This is a genomic window from Sorangium sp. So ce117 (genome assembly GCF_051524395.1).
Taxonomy (GTDB): Bacteria; Myxococcota_A; Polyangia; order Polyangiales; family Polyangiaceae; genus Sorangium; species Sorangium cellulosum_B.
Map to the genome: position 1 here is coordinate 12,805,063 of NZ_CP150309.1, position 17,155 is coordinate 12,822,217.

A 17,155-nucleotide genomic window follows, 5' to 3' on the forward strand; every position below is an offset into this window, starting at 1 on the left:
GCTCGGATCAGAGCGTCCAGGAGTGGACCATGAACGCGTTGTCCCGGCGGTGGATCAGCTGGATGTCGAGCACGTCGAGCGGGCTGATGGGCTTGATGCCCGGGATCAGCGCGTGCTCGCCGTGGCCGTAGAGCGCCTGCAGCGCGAACCGGCAGGCGTACACCTTGCCGCCCTCCTCCATGAACCGGCCGATCTGCTGGTTCACCGCGAGGTGCCCGGAGAACGCCTCGCTGCCGAGCTTGGGGAAGCCGCGCTGGAGCCCCAGCGTGACGCCCGGCCCATAGAGCAGGATGGATGTCTCAAACCCCTTACGTTGCAGGCGGATCGCCGTCAGCACGTTGACGAGGCCGATCGACCCTTCGAAGGCCACCGTGTGAAAGGTAACCAGCGCCTTCTCTCCCGGCTTCGCCTTGACGTCTTCGAAGACCTTCTCCTCGTAATCGACCAGGAAGTCACCAGCGTTGTAGGCGGGATACGTCGGCTTGGGCATTGGTTACCTCTCTCCTAGAATGAGTTAGTTGAGAACATAGTGGTTTTCTGGACGCAAGGAAAATGCAGGAGCCCTCCCTCGTCGGGTCGTCTCGATGATTTCGACGAGGTTTCGTGCTTGTCCGCTTGAGCGAGCGTGGCTGGGAAGGAGCGGCGCGCTCGTGCGTTCGAGCGCAAAGCCTGCAGGGAATCGAGCCCTCGGGCGGGCTGCTACCGCTGCTTCTTTCGCACCTTGGCGCTCTTGCCGCCCTTGGTGCGCTTGCTGGTCTTAATGACCTTCAGGGGCTTGGTGCTCTTGCTGATCTTGACACGACGGGGGGGCCGTGCGTCCGCCGCGTCGCGCCGCGGCCGGCGCGGCTTCGGCTCGTCTGTCGCCGACTCGCCGGCGAGGCGCCGGCCATAGACGGCGCGCCGGAGGATGGCCACGTCCTCGATCTGCACGAGCATCGCGTCGCCGATCGCGATCCGGTCCCCCGAGCGGCGGCCGATGACGCGCAGCCCCTCGTCGTCGATCTCGTACTGATCCGGGCCGAGCGACTCCATGCGGACGAGCACGTCGACGAAGGGATCCTCGATGTTGACGTAAACGCCCCCTCCCACGATGCCCGTGACGGTGCCCTCGAAGGTGTCGCCGAGCCGGGAGCGCATGAGGAGCGCGCGGTGCAGGTCGACCACCTCGCGCTCCACCTCCATCGCCTTTCGCTCGCGCTCCGACGCCGTGATGGCCGCCTCGCGCAGCCGCTCGGTGGCCGCCTCGCTCCTGTCGACGCGCTCGCCGCGCAGCACCGCGCGGATGGCCCGGTGCGCCGTGATGTCCGGGTACCGCCGGATGGGCGAGGTGAAGTGCAGGTACGCGCTCGAGGCGAGCCCGAAGTGGCCCACGTTCGCGACGTCGTACACCGCCTGCTTCATCGCGCGGAGCAGCAGCATGTGCAGCACCTGCTTCTGCGGGTGCGCGTCGAGCTTCTTCAGGAACACCGACAGCCGCTTGGGGTCGGCCGCGTCCTCCGGATCGAACGCGAGCCCGAGCTCCCCGCACATCGTCGCGAAGCGCTCGAGCTTCGCCTGGTCCGGGGGCGCGTGGTACCGGAAGACCGTGGGGATGCCCTGGTCGACGACGAACTGCGCGCACGTCTCGTTCGCGAGGAGCATCATCTCCTCGATGAGCTGGTAGGCCTTCGCCACGCCGGGGTCGTGGCTGCGCTTCTGCACGTCGACGGGCGCGCCCGTCTTCGGGTCGAGCACCACCTTCGCCTCGGGCAGGTCCAGGTCGAGCGCGCCCCGCCGCATCCGCTTGCCGCGGAGCAGCCGGGCGAGGTCCCACATCACCTGAAGATCGTTCCTGAGCGCCTCGGCCTCGGGGCTGCGCGGCGGCTCGGGGGTGAAGCCGAGCGCGCGCGCCACGCCGGGGTAGGTGAGCTTCGCGATCGAGCGGATGTACCCCTCGATGACGCGGGCCCGCCGCACCGTCGCCGTCGCGTCGAGCTCGACCTCGACGCACAGGCAGAGGCGGATCACGCCCGGCAGCAGCGAGCACAGGTTCGACGACAGCGCCCGCGGCAGCATCGGGATCGCGCGATCGGGCAGGTAGACCGAGTTGCCCCGCCCGAGCGCCGCCTTGTCGAGCGCGGTGCCCGGCCGCACGTAGTGCGAGACGTCGGCGATCGCGATCCAGGCGCGGTACGAGCCGTCCTCCTCGCGGATCACCCACACCGCGTCGTCGTGGTCGCGCGCGTCCTCCGGGTCGATCGTCGGCATGGGCAGGTGGGTGAGGTCCGTGCGCCCCTCGAGCGCCTCGGCCGGCACCTCGCCCCCGAACGCCTCGGCCTCGGCGATCGCCTCGGGCGCGTGCTCCTCCTCGATCCCCTCGCGCAGCAGGATCTTGGCGACCTCCACGTTCGGGTCGCCGGGCGTCCCCAGCACGGCCTCGAGCACGCCCTCCGGGTTCTCATCGGCCAGGTCAGGGAAGCGGGCGATCGACACGACCGCCGCGGCGCCGTCCTCCGCGTCGGGCGGAACGAGCGGCCCGCCCGGCTCGCGCGGCACGATCACGATGGGCCCGCGGACGCGCCCGTCGTCCGGCTCGAGCCACGCGCTCCTGCCACGCCGGCGCAGCACGCCCGCCACGCGCGCGTGGCGCCGCTTGACGACCCGGACGATCTCCCCCTCCACGCCGCGCCGCGAGCGGGTCGAGATGCGCACGGCGACGGTGTCGCCGTGGAGCGCGCCGCCCATCGCCTCGGGCGAGACGTAGACGTCCTCGGCCGCCCCTCCGAGCGCCACGAAGCCGAAGCCGCGCGGGTGCACCGTCAGCGTCCCCTCGCGCTCGGCGCCGCGCGCCTCGACCTGCTTCTGGCTCGTGCGGAAGCGCTGCCCGGGGAGCGCGACGATGCTGCCCTCCAGCGACAGCTCCTCGAGCAGCCGCTGCAGCTTCGCGTAGCGGCCCGGCTCGACCCCGAGGCGCTCGGCGATCTCGTTCGCGTGCAGGGCGCGCTTGAACGAGGACAGCAGGTCGACCACGGCCTCCCGGCGGCGCGCGCCGGAGCCGGTCGTCGGAGGATCTCCGCGAGATGAAGAACGCATGAAACTCGACTAGCACGAGTCTCCTCGCGCTGGCTGTCTCCGCCCGGGTCCGGTATGCCTCGAACCCACCCCTCACCGACCGCAACGACCGATGCTGCTGAACTCGATCGCCCTGCTCCTCGCGCTGGTGCTCCTCGTCGCCCTCGCCGGCAGGGGCAACGTCTTCGCGGTGCGTCCGGCCGGTGACCGGCGTGAGGGACGTGAAGGACGCGACGGACGGCCTGGGCGCGCGGAGGCGCCTCAGGCGAGCCCCGAGGCGCCTGCGTCGCTGTCCTCGAGCGACGAGCGGCAGGCTGGGCGCGCCCGGTTCTTCGTCACGCTCTTCCGGCTCGCGCTCTTCGTCGCCATCGCGGCGAGCGCGGCGCTCGTCGTCGAGTACCAGAACGCGGGCGATCCCGCGTTCTGCGGCGTCACGTCGGGGTGCTTCGCCGTCAGGATCTCGCCGTACAGCCGCTTCCTCGGCGTGCCGCTGCCGAACCTCGGCCTCGCCGCCTTCACCGCGCTCCTCACCGCCTCGCTGCTCGCGCGGGCGCGCTGGCACCACGCCGCGATCGCGGCCGCCTCGGCCGTCGGCGGCCTCGCCGCCGCGGTGCTCCTCGGGCTCCAGAGCTTCGTGATCGGCGCGTTCTGCGCGTGGTGCATCGCGGTCGATCTCGCGGCCTTCGCCGCGGCGGTCACGTCTGCCCTCGTCGCGCGGCAGGCGCGGCGCATGCCGGCCAGGGCGTTCGAGCGCGCTGCCCAGGGCGGGCCGCTGGGCGTCACGGTGTGGGGCGCGGCCGCCGCGGCCGCGATCGGCCTGCCGTTCCTCTGGGGCAGCCACCCGGTCATTCCGCCGCTCCCGCCGGAGCTCGCGGCGCTGCAGGAGCCGGGCAAGATCACGATCGTGGCCTTCACCGACTTCGAGTGTCCCTTCTGTCGCAGGCTGCACCCCGAGCTGAGCAAGATCGAGGAGCCTTACGGCGACAGGGTGCGCCACGTGCGCAAGATGGTGCCGCTCCCGATCCACCCCGGCGCTCTCCCCGCCGCGAAGGCCTACGTCTGCACGCCCGAGGACAAGCGCGAGCAGGCCGCGGCGCTGCTCTACAGCGCGTCGCCCAGCAAGCTCACGGACGAGCGCGTCGCGTCCGTCCTCTCGCCGCTCGGCCTCTCCGCCGCGGAGCTCGCGGCTTGCCTGGCCGCGCCCGAGACCCAGGCCGCCATCGACGCGGACGTCGCGCTGTATGGGCGGATGGAGGCGCGCGGGCTCCCGACGACCTACGTCGGCCGGCGGCTCGTGGTGGCGTACAACCCCGAGCGGATCCGCGATGCGCTGCGCCGTGAGGCCGCCGGGGACGACATGAGCTTGCCGCTCCCGTGGCTCTTCGTCGCCCTCTTCGGCGTGGCGGCCGTCGCCGTGCTCGCGGCCGGAAGGGATCGCTCGCGCGGCGCGGCGGACGAGGGGGGCGCCGCGCCCTCGTCGTCCTCGCCAGAGCGATCGTGAGCGACGTCGCGCCCCGCGCTGCCTTTCGCGGCCGGTCGCCGGGTGACAGAATAGCTCATGAGTGATCATCCCGAGCTAGCCGGCAAGCTCCCCCTGGAGTTCTTCCGGCAACTACCCAAGACCGATCTGCACGTCCACCTCGACGGCTCGCTGCGCCTCGAGACGATCATCGAGCTCGCCCGCACCCACCACGTCGAGCTCCCCACGTACGAGCCGGCGGAGCTGCGCAGGGTGATGAACCTGGGCCAGAACTGCGGCTCGCTCGTCGAGTACCTCAAGGCGTTCGACATCACGCTGCGCGTCCTGCAGACCGAGGAGGCCCTCCACCGCGTCGCCTACGAGCTCGCGGAGGACGCCGCGCGCGAGAACGTGCGCTACATGGAGGTCCGCTACTCGCCGATGCTGCACACCCGCCTCGGCCTGCGGCTCACGAGCGTGGTCGAGGCGGTGCTCTCCGGGCTGAGGACGGCGCGCGACGCGCTGGGCATCGAGAGCAACGTCATCGTCTGCGGCATCCGCAACATCTCGCCGGAGTCGTCGCTGGAGATGGCGGAGCTCGCGGTGGCGTACAAGGGCCGCGGCGTCGTCGGGTTCGACCTGGCCGGCGCCGAGTACGACCACCCGGCGAAGCACCACAAGGCCGCGTTCCAGCTCGTGCGGCAGAACAACATCAACTGCACCATCCACGCCGGCGAGGCGTACGGCCCCGAGTCGATCGCGCAGGCGCTCCACGTCTGCGGCGCGCACCGGATCGGCCACGGCTGCCGCCTGCGCGAGGACGGCGACCTGCTCCACTACATCAACGATCACCGCATCCCGCTCGAGTGCTGCCCGTCGTCGAACGTGCAGACCGGCGCCGTGCGCGATCTCGCCTCGCACCCGCTCAAGCTCTACCAGAGCCTCGGCCTGCGCGTGACCGTCAACACCGACAACCGGCTCGTCACCGACACGACGGTGTCGCACGAGCTCTGGCACTGCCACACGAAGATGGGGTTCGGGCTGAAGGAGATCAAGGCGACCATCGTGGCCGGCTTCAAGAGCGCCTTCCTGCCGTTCCACATCAAGCAGGCCTATCTCCGCCGCGTCACCGAGGACCTCGAGCGCTTCTCGGCGGACGGCTCGATCCGCCCCGCGGTGGCGCCCATGGCTCCTGGCATGGCCGCCGGCCACGACGGGCTCGAGATCGCCTCGAGGGACGGGAAGGACGGCAGGCAGGGGGCCCCGGCCTCCGTCGAGAAGGCCGCCAACTGACGCGTTGCCCGCCGACGCGCCGCGCGCCGCGGATCGAAGCGTCGATCGCGCGGCGCAAGGCGGCGGCCGCGCCCTCGGAGCGGGCTCAGCCGCCCTTCCACTCGGTCCGCTGCACCACGGGCAGCTGCAGCGCGCGCTCGCGGTCGAGGTCGAGCGAGCCGAGGTGGATCGCGATCGGCGACTGCACCCACTTGAAGATCGACCTCGAGAACAGCGTCGCGAACTTCTCGGCCCAGGCCCGCAGCGCGGCGGGGTCCTTGTCCGGGAACAGGCTCGGGAGCGCCGTCGCGACCTCGTCGGCGGCGAGCTTCTCGGCGCCGTAGAGGTGGAGGCACGCGTCGAGGACCTCGAACGGCATGAGCTCGGCCTCGCCCGACTGGTTCTCGGCGAGCTCCGGCCCGGCGGTGGTGGCGAGCGTCTGCTGGATGCCCTGGAAGCGGAAGCGCTGCGAGAGCCGCTCGAGCAGCGCGATGACCACCGTCTTCGGCAGGTTGGCGATGACGCTGAACGCCCCTTCGAGGTCGCCGCCCACCGTGGTGTAGCCGAGCGCCTTCTCGCTCATGTTCCCTGTCTGCAGGAACAGCGCGCCGCTCGTGTTCGCCCAGTTCCACATGCGCCCGCCGCGGATGCGCGCCTGCACGTTCTGCTTCGTGAGCTCGGTGAGCTGCCCGCCCTCGCCGACCATCGCCTGGGCGGCCTCGAGCTCCCGGGGGAACGCGTCCTCGATCGGGATGACCGCGAACGACACCCCTAGATCGTCGGCGATCTGCGCGGCGGCGCGGTGCGTGGCGTCGCTGGAGTAGCGGGACGGCATGAAGAACGCGTAGAGCGACGCCCCCATCCGCTCGCGCAGGGCCGCGCCCTCGAGGCCCGGGTGGATGAGCTGCACCGCGCGCCAGGCGACGAGCAGCGTGAGGAGCGAGTCGCGGCCGCCCGAGAGCGCGAGGCCGATGCTCTTGAAGGCGCCGATCTTGCGGTAATAGTCGGCGACGCCGAGCGCGAGCGCCTCGTAGAAATCGTCGAGCAGCTCGTCGCGCGCGGAGATCGCGGGCAGCGCCGCCGAGGGCAGGAACGGCGTCGTGCCGGCCGGCGGGGCGGGGTAGGCGAGGCGCGCGCGGTCCGCGGTCTCCCCGTCGATCCGGAGGACCTGCACCATGCGCGCGGAGGCGCGGCGGAACTCCTCGAGATCGCTGCGCCAGGTGCTCGCCTCGCGGCGGCAGCGGGTCGTCCGGTCGAGGTCGACCACGGCCGCGGAGAACCCCTCGCGGAACCGCGGCGCCTCCAGCATCGGCCGGCCGTTCTGGTTGATGAACCCGCCGCCGTCGAAGACGAGCCCGTCGTTGCCGCCGACCAGGTTCGCGTAGGCGATCGTGCACTGGTTGTCCGAGGCGCGGGTCGCGATCATCTCGCGCCGGGTGCTCGTCACCCCGGCGCGGAACGGCGACGCCGAGATGTTGCAGACGATCTCGGCGCCGGCGTAGCAGCGGCGCCGCATCGGGCCGTCGGGCGACCAGATGTCCTCGCACACCTCGACGGCGATCGTCCCGAAATCGAAGGCGTAGACGCGATCGCCGCAGAGCACGCCGTCGGCGTCGAGCTCCATGAACGGCATGCCGCGCGAGAACGTCCGCGCCTCGTAGAAGATGTTGTAGGTCGGCAGCTTCTCCTTGGGGGAGAAGGCGAGCACCCGGCCGGCGTGGACGATGGCGCCGGCGTTGAAGAGGTCGCCCCCCACGCCGACGGTCACGCCGATGACGAACACGGTGCGGAGCTGCGCGGTCTCCTCGGCGAACCGGCGGAGCTCGCGCTGCTGGCTCGCGACGAACGCCGGCCACTGCACGAGGTCCTCGGCCGCGTAGCCGCCGATCACCTGCTCCGGGAAGACCGCCAGGGTGACGTCGTCGCGCGCCATCGCGCGGGCGAGCGAGAGGCACCGGTCGGTGTTCGAGCGGACGGCGCCGACGGTCGCGTTGACGTTGGCGATTCCGATCTTGACGAGTCGCATCGGGCGGCAGCCTACCGCGGCAGCACGGCGCTGAGCAGGCCGAAGAGCTTGTCGAGCTCCCCGGGCGTCACGCGCCGGTTCGACTTCACGCGGTCCCCCTCGGCGAAGAAGACGATCGGGTCGACGACGCGGACCGTCACGATGGCGATGCGGAACGAGGTCGCGCGCTCGATCTCCTCGTTGAGGAAGGCCGCGTCGCGGGCGGCGAGCTCGGGGGTCTCGCTCGCGCCGTCGAGCGCGACCGTGGCGCCGCCGTCCTTGGTCAGCGTCACGGTGGCCTCGAGCGATCTCAGGGTGGGCGGCACCCGGGGCGCCTCCCGCGGTCCCTTCAGCGTCCGCGCCGGGTCGATCGCCGCGGCGATCGCGGCCTCGTCGCCTGTCGGATCGGGGAAGCCGCCCGTGCCAAGGAAGCGCCGCGCCTCGCGCGCCCGCGCGACCGGCAAGACCACGAGGAAGTCGGGCTCCACGGTCGCCACGACGCGCGTGTGCCCCTTGATGGTCACGCGCACCGCCGGCACGCCGAGCCCGCTCTCCCGGGCCCCTGGCGGCTGGCTGCGCGAGAGGAGCGCGTCGAGGCCGGACGCCAGCCTGTCCGGCGGCACGCTGTGCTGGACGACGACCACCGCCTCGTGGGCCGCGTCCGCGCGCGGCGCGGTGACGAAGGCGCGCTCGACGTCCCGCTCCGGATCGAGCCCCGTGCCGGTGAGCACGGGGCCCCACAGATCGAGCGCCGCGAGCCGCCCCATGATGGGGTGTCCCCGGGTCCTGTCGCCATAGACGAGCACCGAGACCTTCCCCCCGGCGATCGACTGCGCGATCGCGGCCGCGTTGCGCGGCTTCGGCGGCGGCGCCGTCTCCGCGCTGACCGGCGCTCCGGACGACGCGGAGCCGCACGAGGCGGCGAGGAGGGCGAGGCCGATGGCGGCGAGCCGCAGCAGCGAGCGGCGCAGCGGCGAGACGCGCATCGCGGCGGGGAGCCCTTGGCGAACGGACGGCATCACCCGGGCGACGTTACCGGCACCTACCCGATCCCGCCAGCGGGGCAAACCTCCAGGGCGCCCGTCGCCGGGCGCACGTCGACGGACCGACCGCGCGATCGTCACTCCCCGCTCGCCGACGCGCGACGCGACGACGCGCTGCGCGGCGACGATGCGAGAAGGTACGCGGGCTCGCGGTCCTGCGCGCGCACCTTGCTGCGGCGAGGCCATCCCTCTTCCTCGGCTCGGGACCTGGAGTAGGATGCCGCTCCCGCGGTCCACGCAGAGCTCGTGCGCGCCGCAAGGCTCCGTGTCCCGCGACGCGGACGCGGAGCCCGACCCATGTTGAAGAGGAGTGTCATCCCATGGCGGTCCGCCCATCCGACCTGCACGCGATCCCGCTGTTCGAGAGAATCACGGAGGATCACCTCGATGACCTGATGAAGGCGTTCCAGCGCCAGGAGGTCCCGTCCGGCCACGTGCTCTTCGAGGCCCGGAGCGCCCCGGCGCACCTGTTCCTCCTGGTCCGGGGCGAGGTCGCGCTGCTCGAGGCGGGCGAGACGCGCTTCCGCCTGAGCCCCATCTCGCCCATCGGCGAGCTCGGCGCGCTGACCGGCTTCCGGCGGACGACGACGGCGGTGACGACGCAGCCCTCGGAGATCTGGCGCATCGGCGTCGCCGAGCTCCAGAACTTCTTCGAGGACCACGGGGACGTCGCGTACCCCTTCTACAACAACCTGCTCAACGTCGTGGCCGGCAAGATCCGGCGCGACGCGCGCCGCCTCGAGGAGACCCGCGCGAACCTGATCCGCACGCAGAAGGCGATGAAGCGGCTCCTCGATCTCGTGCTCGACAGCGAGGAGACGCCGCTGAGCAAGGTCATCTGCGCGACCCTCGAGGAGCTCATCGAGAAGAACCGGCGCTCCCACTACATGGTCGAGCCGGCTCACACGCTGAAGAGCTCGGTCCGTCTGGACAGCGGCGCCCTCGTCCCCGTCGTCGAGCTCTCGGACGGCTGGCTGCGCCTCGCCGGTCTGCGCGACGTCGCGAAGGACGCGCACTGGAGCGGCGTGCTCGTCCTGCCCACGCGCGAGATCCCGGTGAGCGGGACCATCGACGCGGTCGACGATCACGGCGCGCTGGTGAAGCTCGATCTCCTGATCGACGAGTACGCCTCTGCGCTCCAGGACTACCTGACGCGCCTCCAGATGCTGGATTTCGTGGTGTGATGTCTCGCCGCGCCGCGATCGCGGGCCGCGCCTCGATGCGCGGCGGCCGCGGCGCGGCGGCGCTGCTCCTGGCTTCGCCGTGCCTCGTGCCCGCGCGACCGCTCTCGGGCGCTTAGGCTCTCAGGCTCAGGCTCAGGCTCGTAGGCTCGTAGACGGTTGCCAGGATCGTGCCCGGTGATCTACGGTTCCAGGAGCTCGCTGACATCGCAGCGCTGAGCCGAAGTGGCGGAATGGCAAACGCGGCGGATTCAAAATCCGCTGTCCGCAAGGGCTTGTGGGTTCGAGTCCCACCTTCGGTACCGAGAGCGCCCCTCATGATCGTTCGTCGCCAGGCAGCCGAGGGCGGGTGGTTCGCTGTGGCGGGCGACCGTCTTGGTCACAAGGCGGCGCCGTAGGGGCTGACCGTTCGTGACGCTGGGCGAGCCTGGACGGCGCGCTCTGCCGGAGCACGGCGCTGTCAGGCTGCTACGCTCGGCGCGCATGTCGCGTCGGAGCGGAGGTGGGATCGAACGGCTGGGGGCGCTGATCCAGCGCGGGTCCTCGCTCTCGGCGCCGGTGGAGGTCGACACCTCGCCGATGCCGTTCCGCGAGTGGGAAGCGGCCGTGGGGTCCCGGATCGCCGCGCGCGCGCGGCCGCTCAAGCTGGAGCGCGGCGTGCTCCACGTCCGCGCGGCGAGCTCGATGTGGGCGCAGGAGCTCTCGCTGCTCGGCGACGCCATCACCGCGCAGCTCCGGTCGCGCGGCCTCCCGGTGCAGTCCCTCCGGTTCCGCGTCGGCAAGGTGGAGCCGGTCGCGCGGCCGCCGTGGCGCGAGGAGGTCCGCCCGACCCCGAAGGAGGCGCCGCTCCCTGTCGAGGTGCGGCGAGAGCTCGGGAAGGTCGCCGATACCGAGCTGCGCGATGCGATCGCGAAGGCCGCCGCGAGGAACCTCGGCTGGCAGGAAGCCGAGGCGGGCGCGCGTCCCCGCAACGCACCGCCGCCGCTCCAGCCCTCCGCGGCGCCGGCCCCCCGTGTGTCGCCGCCGCCTGTCCAGCACGGGGCCGCTCGCGCGGCGCCGCCGCCTGTCCAGCACGGGGCCGCTCGCGCGGCGCCGCCGCCGGCTCCGCGCGTGTCGCGTGTGTCGCCAGAGGCCGCCGCTCCCGCGACGCCCGGCGGCGATGCGGAGGCTACTTCGCCGCGACGAGGCGCTCGAGACCCTCGATCCGCTGCATCAAGAACCGCTCGGTCGGACCGAACGACGGAGCCATCCGGCGGAGGTCGTCGAGGTAGATCCTGAGCGGCTGGATATCGAGCGTCTTGACGCGCCGGACGACGGTGTAGAGCTCGTCGACGACGGGGCCGGGCAGCGGGCGGCGCGCGATCGTGAAGAGCTCGAACGCGTAGTTGACCCACGTCCCCTTGGTCGTGGCGCCCGCGAGGCGAGCCGCGTAGCGCGCGGCGAGCTCCGCGGCCGGCATCTCCAGCGGCACGTTCGTCCGCGCGCGGCTCAGGATGTCGATCAGCACCGTCTGCAGGATGCGCTCGGCCTCCTCGCTGCGGCCCATCGCCAGCGCCTTGTCGGCGAGGCTCGCGAGCAGGCGCAGCGACTGGAAGCCTTTGGAACCGCCGTCTCCCGTCGGGCTCGTGAGCTCCGTCGGGTCGTCCGACATCTTGCGCATCTCGGTCAGCGCCATCGCGCCGAGCGTCGCCGTCGCGCGACGGAACTCGACCCCGTAGGCGTCGTGGGGGCGCGACTCCTCCCCGCCGTAGAGCAGCATCTCCTGGCTGCCGATGATGATGCGGTCGCCGTCGGTCAGCTCGCGCTGGCCGGAGATGCGCGTGCCGTTGACGTACACGCCGTTCCTGCTCTCGAGATCGTGCAAGGCCACGCCGTCGTTGCGCACCTGCAGCGTCGCGTGGCGCCGCGACACCAGCGGGTCATCGAGCGAGAGCTGGCAGTCGCCGCTCCGGCCAATCACGAAGGGCCCTTCGGGGAGCTCGAAATCGTGCGCCAAGTACCGGAGGCGGAAAGGCATGGTCTATTTCAGTGCGCCGAGGCGCTCGAGCCCTTCAATGCGCTGGAGGATGAACCGCTCCGCCGGCGTACGCTCACCTGCGCGCTCGCGGAGCCGCTTCGCATAGCCACGGAGAATGGACATGTCGACGGCCTTCACCTTGCGCAGGACACTATACAGCTCATCGACGAGGTAGGCGGGGAGGAGGAGCTCGAGCCGGGTATTCAGCTCGAAAATATAGTTGATCCACGAGCCCCGACCCGTCGCCGAGGCGAGGCGGGCCGCATACATGCTTGCCTTCTCGACCAGCTCGGGCTGCACGGCGCCGACGCCCCCGTCCCGCGCCTTCGTGAGGATGTCGGTGAGCGAGCGCTGGAGGATGCGCTCGGCTTCATCGACGCGCCCCAGGGCGAGCGCCTTGTCGGCGACGCTGCCGATGAGGCTGAGCGCGTGCACGCGCTTGTCCGGGTGCTGGGGGACGAGCCCGGGGAGCGACCTCCGGGAGGCGATGGCCGTCGCGCCGTCGTCCTCGCCTGCGGGCATCTCGCTCATGTCGACCGTGCGCGCGTTCTGCTGCCTCGTCCAGAGCGGCGCGCTCCGCGGCGAGTGCGCCGAGCTCGGCTCGATGGCCCCGAGCAGGAACATCTCCTGCCCCCCGATCGCGATCTTGTCGCCGTCCGTCAGGATCTGGCGCCCCGCGATCCGAGCACCGTTGATGAGCACGCCGTTGCGGCTGCCGAGATCCTCGATCGCGACGCCGCCTTCACCGACGGTCAGCAGCGCGTGCCTGCGCGACACCAGCGGGTCGTCCAGCGACAGCTGGCAGTCCGCGCTCCGTCCGATGAAGAACTCGCCGAGCGGCACCTCGAGATCGTGGGCGAGGTAGCGCAATCGGATGCCCATGATCGAGCCATACCAACAGCCCAACAGGCCGTCAAAAGACAGCTTTCGGGCCGTGTAGCATTGGTTTGCAAGCCCACAAGAACGGCCGTGCAATGCGGACGGGACGTCCGTTTCCGTCTTACAGTATCACACCAGTCCTCGTTGTCGTCGTCGCGTGTCGTCGCGCGCCGTTGCTACCGGCTTGGGCGAGGCGCTCAGGGGAGGCGGGAGAGGACCCGGAGCAGCCTAAGGAGGAGCCTTGGGTGCGCGACGAGCCCGTAGATCTTGAGCTCCCCGCGGGCCACGAGGCGCGCGAGGTCGCGCAGGGGGCCGCTCTGTCGGCGGTGCAGCACCCCCAGCTTCGGGAGGCGCAGCCAGCGGTGGAACGCGACGTCGGGGAGCCGGCGGAGCGCCGACTCGTCGCCGCAGAACGTGACGGACGGGATGCCGATGGCGCCGTCGTGGATGGTGAGCCGCCCGTGATCGAAGCGCATCGTCATGGACGTATCGGCGTCCTGCGCGACGACGAGCACCGACCCGCGCAGCGCCCGGAAATCGGAGGCGCGCTTCGGGTCGCGCGCGAGGTGCTCGCGGATGAGCTGACCGAGGTAGGCCGCGAGCGGGTTCTCCTCAGCGCCTGGGGCGAGATCGACGATGGGTTCCATGGTGCCGCCTCACCCGGCCGCGCGCGCTCCGTCCACCCCGATGTCGCGGCGGAGCACCTTGCCGTCGAAGTCGATGGCGCCCGCGGCGCGGAAGGCGCGCTCCCGCGCCTCGGCGAGCGAGTCGCCCGCGGCGGTGACGGCGAGCACGCGGCCCCCCGCGGTCACGACCGCGCCGTCCCGGTCGGCCGTGCCCGCGTGGTTCACGAAGGCGCCCTCCACCGCGGCCGCGGCGTCGAGGCCTCGGATGACGTCGCCGGTCACCGGCGCCGTGGGGTAGCCGCGCGCCGCGAGCACGACGGTGAGCGCGTGGCGGCCGGGGGCGACGCGCGCCGCCCCGGGAGCGAGCGCGCCCGCCGCGGCGGACGCGCAGAGCTCGGCGACGTCGCCCTCGAGCAGCTCCATCAGCGCCTCGCACTCGGGATCGCCGAAGCGGACGTTGTGCTCGAGCAGCATGGGGTCCCCGGCGGGCGTGATCATCAGGCCCGCGAACAGCACCCCGCGGAAGGGCCTCCCTTCCGCCCGCATGCCGTCGATCGTCGGCCGGAGGATCTCGCGCTCGACGCGCGCGGTCAGGGCCGGGGTGACGCGGGCGCTCGGCGCGAACGCGCCCATGCCGCCCGTGTTCGGCCCGGTGTCGCCCTCGCCGACGCGCTTGTGATCGCGCGCCGCCGGCAGCACGAAGATCGCCTCGCCGTCGCTGATGGCGTGCACGCTGGCCTCCTCGCCCTGGATCGCGTCCTCGAGGATCACGGTCGCGCCGGCGTCGCCGAAGCGGCGATCCACGAGCATGTCCTTCGCGGCCGCGAGCGCCTCGTCGACGGTCGTCGCGACGACGACGCCCTTGCCGGCGCAGAGCCCGTCGGCCTTCACGACGATGGGCGCGCCGCGCTCGCGGATGACGCGGGCCGCCTCGTCGAAGGAGCGCACGATCCGGAACGGCGCGGTCGGGATCCCGTGGCGGGCGGCGAACTCCTTGAGGAACGCCTTCGACCCCTCGAGGCGCGCCGCCTCGCGGCTCGGCCCGAAGACGGCGACGCCCTCGGCGGCGAGCGCGTCGGCGACGCCGGCGCAGAGCGGCGCCTCGGGGCCGACGACGACCAGGTCGGCGCGCTCGCGGACGGCGAGCCGGGTCGCCTCGGCGGGCGACAGGGACGGGAGGTCGACGCGGCGGATCGGGGCGCGGCCGGCGCCCGCTGGCGCGTGGGTCCCGGCGTTCCCGGGCGCCACGATCACCTCGGCGACCGAGGGCGATCGGGCGAACGCACGCGCGAGGGCGTGCTCGCGCCCCCCGGAGCCGAGCACGAGGATGCGGCGATCTGACCTTCGGGGGGCGGCGGAGCTCACCCCCGCGCGCTACCACGCGCCGGGCCTCGCTGTCGAGGCGCCTCGCGCGGTCCCGCGCCCGCGGGGGGCTCCGCGGCGCCCGGCGTCGTGATAGAAGCGCCCGCTGGGCGCGCGGCGCGGCTCAGCCGGGGCCGCGGGCGCGCGCCGCCGGGCCCTTCGCGAGGGGGACCGGAGGGCGGATCCCTGAACATTCTGGAGGGATCGGCGAGCGCGGGTCGCTCGACGTCGAGGGGACGTCGAGGGGGCGGCGGGCGCGGATCCCCCGTCGTGGAGGTGAGCGATGACGCATCGGGCTTCGTGGGATGAATATTTCATGCGCATCGCCGAGGTCGTCGCGTCGCGGGCGACCTGCGATCGGAAGCACGTCGGCGCGGTGATCGTGCGCGACAAGAGCATCCTCGCGACCGGGTACAACGGCTCGATCCGGGGGCTACCTCACTGCGACGAGGAGGGGCACCTGATCGAGGACGGCCACTGCGTGCGCACGATCCACGCGGAGGCCAACGCCGTCATCCAGGCCGCGCGGAACGGGGTGCGGATCGACGGCGCGACGGTCTACGTCACGGCCTCGCCTTGCTGGGGGTGCTTCAAGATGATCGCGAACGCGGGGCTCTCGCGCGTCGTCTTCGGCGAGTTCTACCGCGACGAGCGCATCTTCCGGTTCGCCACGGAGCTCGGGATCGAGCTCGCCCCGCTGGAGCGGCGCGAGACGCCCGCCTGAGGTGTTGCGCGAGCGGCCGCTCGGTTGAGCGAGCCCTCGCGCAATCGACGCCAGATCGACGCCAGGTTGCGCGGCGATCTGCGCAACGCTCAGGCCTTGCGCGGCCGCGGCAGCCCGTACACGCGGATCCGCTCGACCAGCGTCCGCCGTGAGATCCCGAGCAGCGCCGCGGCGCGCGTCTGGTTCCCCATGCACTGCTCGAGCGCCTGGACGATGCGCTCGCGCTCGTGGGCCTCCATGGCGTCGCGCAGCCGGGTGGGGCCCGGGTCCACGCCGTCCGGCGCGCTCTTCGCGCCGTCGGGCACGCTCCTCGCAATCGTAGAGGCTGACGCTGGCGCCGGCGCACGCGCGTTCGAGGGCGCCTGCGGCGGGCGCGCCGGAAGGGGCATGGCATGCGATGGACGGGTGGGATCGGCCAGAGAGGAGAGGAGCAGGTGCTCCGGCCCGATGGGCGCCCCGTTGGCGAGGATCACCGCGCGCTCGATCACGTTGCGCAGCTCCCGGATATTGCCTGGCCAGCTGTGGCGCTGGAGCTCGGCCAGGGCCGCGGGCGAGATCGGAACGGACGCGGCGCTCGCCTCGCCGGGGAAGAGCTCCTTCGCCGTGCGCTCCGCGAAGAGCTGCGCCAGCGCCGCGACCTCCCCGGGCCGCTCGCGCAGCGGCGGGATGGAGAGGGTCACGCCGTTCAGCCGGAAATACAGGTCCTGCCGGAACGCGCCGCGGCTCACCTCGGCCTCGAGGTCGCGGTGCGTGGCCGAGACGAAGCGGACGTCGATCTTGATGGGGGTCAGCCCGCCGACCCGCATCACCTTCCGCTCCTCGATGACCCGGAGCAGCTTGGCCTGGATCGAGGGCGGCAGCTCGCCGATCTCGTCGAGGAACACGGTGCCCCCTTCGGCCGTCTCGAGCAGCCCCGGCTTCGCCCGGACGGCGCCGGTGAAGGCGCCGCGCTCGTGGCCGAACAGCTCGCTCTCGAGCAGCGACTCGGACAGCGCGACGCAGCTCAGGCGCAGGAGCGGGCGGCTCGCGCGCGGCGAGGCCCTGTGGATCGACTCGGCCAGCACCTCCTTGCCGGCGCCCGTCTCGCCGAGGAGGAGGATGTTGATCGGGCCGTTCGCGACGCGCTGGGCGAGCTCGTAGACGGCGCGCATCGCGTCGTCCTTGACGATGACGTCCTTGCCCGCGTCCCGCTCGCCGCCCTTCTGGCGGAGGACGACGCGCGCGGCGCCGAGGTAGATGACGTCGCCGGGCGAGAGCTCGACCGCGGCGCCCCGCGCGGGCGTGCTCTTGCCCACATCGATCAGGCGCTCGGTCGCCGCGCTGCAGTGCCGGGCGCGCACGCGGGTCCCGTTGCTGCTGCCGAGGTCCTCGATCCGGAGCGGCGGGCCGAGGTGCAGCACCGCGTGCCGGCGCGACACCGAGGAGTCGGGGACGCAGATGCCGGCGTCCTCGTCCCTGCCCAGGACGACGCTGCCCGAGCCCGGCAGCTGTCGGGTGCTCATCGAGCTCTGGGTGATGATCAGGAGCTCGAGCGAG

14 protein-coding genes and 1 tRNA gene are annotated in these 17,155 nt (G+C 72.3%); 6 read left to right on the forward strand and 9 right to left on the reverse strand.

Annotated features, from left to right (window positions below):
- Positions 1-7 precede the first annotated feature (7 nt).
- Together WMF46_RS48140 and rnr are read right to left on the reverse strand one after the other, a co-directional pair.
- Entirely contained in the window at positions 8-490 is a 483-nt protein-coding gene (locus WMF46_RS48140; RefSeq protein WP_012241614.1) for an MSMEG_0572/Sll0783 family nitrogen starvation response protein, read from the reverse strand.
- Positions 491-699: 209 nt separating this feature from the next.
- The gene (gene rnr, locus WMF46_RS48145; protein WP_437983407.1) at positions 700-3,072 is read right to left on the reverse strand and encodes a ribonuclease R; all 2,373 of its coding nucleotides are present in this window, start codon (positions 3,070-3,072) and stop codon (positions 700-702) included.
- 91 nt (positions 3,073-3,163) lie between these two features.
- On the opposite strand from rnr, the gene WMF46_RS48150 reads away from it, so the two are divergent.
- Positions 3,164-4,552 carry a vitamin K epoxide reductase family protein gene (locus WMF46_RS48150; RefSeq protein WP_437547876.1) on the forward strand — a complete coding sequence of 463 codons (1,389 nt, stop codon included), beginning with the start codon at positions 3,164-3,166 and terminating at the stop codon, positions 4,550-4,552.
- A gap of 57 nt (positions 4,553-4,609) precedes the next feature.
- Positions 4,610-5,803, forward strand: a complete 1,194-nt coding sequence (gene add, locus WMF46_RS48155) for an adenosine deaminase (RefSeq protein WP_437983408.1) — start codon at positions 4,610-4,612, stop codon at positions 5,801-5,803.
- 85 nt (positions 5,804-5,888) lie between these two features.
- Here add and nadE read toward each other — a convergent pair whose 3' ends face one another.
- Positions 5,889-7,808, reverse strand: coding sequence for an NAD(+) synthase (gene nadE, locus WMF46_RS48160; protein WP_437983409.1), 1,920 nt, complete (start codon positions 7,806-7,808; stop codon positions 5,889-5,891).
- Between the two features lie 11 nt (positions 7,809-7,819).
- Positions 7,820-8,806 carry a hypothetical protein gene (locus WMF46_RS48165; protein WP_437983410.1) on the reverse strand — a complete coding sequence of 329 codons (987 nt, stop codon included), beginning with the start codon at positions 8,804-8,806 and terminating at the stop codon, positions 7,820-7,822.
- A 344-nt stretch (positions 8,807-9,150) separates the two neighbouring features.
- On the opposite strand from WMF46_RS48165, the gene WMF46_RS48170 reads away from it, so the two are divergent.
- The 3 genes from WMF46_RS48170 (at position 9,151) to WMF46_RS48180 (ending at position 11,289) form a co-directional block, all read left to right on the forward strand.
- Positions 9,151-10,014 carry a Crp/Fnr family transcriptional regulator gene (locus tag WMF46_RS48170; RefSeq protein ID WP_437983411.1) on the forward strand — a complete coding sequence of 288 codons (864 nt, stop codon included), beginning with the start codon at positions 9,151-9,153 and terminating at the stop codon, positions 10,012-10,014.
- A 216-nt stretch (positions 10,015-10,230) separates the two neighbouring features.
- Positions 10,231-10,313 (forward strand) — tRNA-Leu (locus tag WMF46_RS48175).
- A 277-nt stretch (positions 10,314-10,590) separates the two neighbouring features.
- Complete coding sequence (locus WMF46_RS48180) at positions 10,591-11,289, forward strand: DciA family protein (RefSeq protein ID WP_437988020.1); 699 nt, start codon at positions 10,591-10,593, stop codon at positions 11,287-11,289.
- Here the strand turns inward: WMF46_RS48180 and WMF46_RS48185 are convergent.
- From WMF46_RS48185 to purD, 4 genes are all read right to left on the reverse strand, one after another.
- Positions 11,180-12,028, reverse strand: a complete 849-nt coding sequence (locus WMF46_RS48185) for an FHA domain-containing protein (protein ID WP_012241622.1) — start codon at positions 12,026-12,028, stop codon at positions 11,180-11,182. The two genes, WMF46_RS48180 and WMF46_RS48185, sit on opposite strands and share 110 nt — an antisense overlap.
- Positions 12,029-12,031: 3 nt before the next feature.
- Positions 12,032-12,910 (reverse strand): FHA domain-containing protein, encoded by an 879-nt coding sequence (locus tag WMF46_RS48190; RefSeq protein WP_437547886.1) that lies wholly within the window; start codon positions 12,908-12,910, stop codon positions 12,032-12,034.
- A 194-nt stretch (positions 12,911-13,104) separates the two neighbouring features.
- Positions 13,105-13,554: a hypothetical protein gene (locus tag WMF46_RS48195; protein ID WP_437983412.1), complete on the reverse strand. Its 450-nt coding sequence runs from the start codon at positions 13,552-13,554 to the stop codon at positions 13,105-13,107.
- 9 nt (positions 13,555-13,563) lie between these two features.
- A complete protein-coding gene (purD, locus tag WMF46_RS48200; RefSeq protein ID WP_437983413.1) occupies positions 13,564-14,856 on the reverse strand; it encodes a phosphoribosylamine--glycine ligase in 1,293 nt (430 codons plus the stop codon).
- A gap of 322 nt (positions 14,857-15,178) precedes the next feature.
- Here purD and WMF46_RS48205 point away from each other — a divergent pair, with 322 nt between their 5' ends.
- Positions 15,179-15,619, forward strand: coding sequence for a deoxycytidylate deaminase (locus tag WMF46_RS48205; protein WP_437547892.1), 441 nt, complete (start codon positions 15,179-15,181; stop codon positions 15,617-15,619).
- Between the two features lie 89 nt (positions 15,620-15,708).
- Here the strand turns inward: WMF46_RS48205 and WMF46_RS48210 are convergent, their stop codons facing one another.
- Complete coding sequence (locus tag WMF46_RS48210) at positions 15,709-17,121, reverse strand: sigma 54-interacting transcriptional regulator (RefSeq protein ID WP_437983414.1); 1,413 nt, start codon at positions 17,119-17,121, stop codon at positions 15,709-15,711.
- Positions 17,122-17,155 lie beyond the last annotated feature (34 nt).

Coding starts and splice junctions, on each gene's coding strand:
- rnr (WP_437983407.1), bottom strand. CDS start 3,072: ATGCGTTCTTCATCTCGCGGAGATCCTCCGACGACCGGCTCCGGCGCG.
- WMF46_RS48165 (WP_437983410.1), bottom strand. CDS start 8,806: ATGCCGTCCGTTCGCCAAGGGCTCCCCGCCGCGATGCGCGTCTCGCCG.
- nadE (WP_437983409.1), bottom strand. CDS start 7,808: ATGCGACTCGTCAAGATCGGAATCGCCAACGTCAACGCGACCGTCGGC.
- add (WP_437983408.1), top strand. CDS start 4,610: ATGAGTGATCATCCCGAGCTAGCCGGCAAGCTCCCCCTGGAGTTCTTC.
- WMF46_RS48170 (WP_437983411.1), top strand. CDS start 9,151: ATGGCGGTCCGCCCATCCGACCTGCACGCGATCCCGCTGTTCGAGAGA.
- WMF46_RS48205 (WP_437547892.1), top strand. CDS start 15,179: ATGACGCATCGGGCTTCGTGGGATGAATATTTCATGCGCATCGCCGAG.
- WMF46_RS48140 (WP_012241614.1), bottom strand. CDS start 490: ATGCCCAAGCCGACGTATCCCGCCTACAACGCTGGTGACTTCCTGGTC.
- WMF46_RS48180 (WP_437988020.1), top strand. CDS start 10,591: ATGCCGTTCCGCGAGTGGGAAGCGGCCGTGGGGTCCCGGATCGCCGCG.
- WMF46_RS48190 (WP_437547886.1), bottom strand. CDS start 12,910: ATGGGCATCCGATTGCGCTACCTCGCCCACGATCTCGAGGTGCCGCTC.
- WMF46_RS48195 (WP_437983412.1), bottom strand. CDS start 13,554: ATGGAACCCATCGTCGATCTCGCCCCAGGCGCTGAGGAGAACCCGCTC.
- WMF46_RS48150 (WP_437547876.1), top strand. CDS start 3,164: ATGCTGCTGAACTCGATCGCCCTGCTCCTCGCGCTGGTGCTCCTCGTC.
- WMF46_RS48185 (WP_012241622.1), bottom strand. CDS start 12,028: ATGCCTTTCCGCCTCCGGTACTTGGCGCACGATTTCGAGCTCCCCGAA.
- WMF46_RS48210 (WP_437983414.1), bottom strand. CDS start 17,121: ATGAGCACCCGACAGCTGCCGGGCTCGGGCAGCGTCGTCCTGGGCAGG.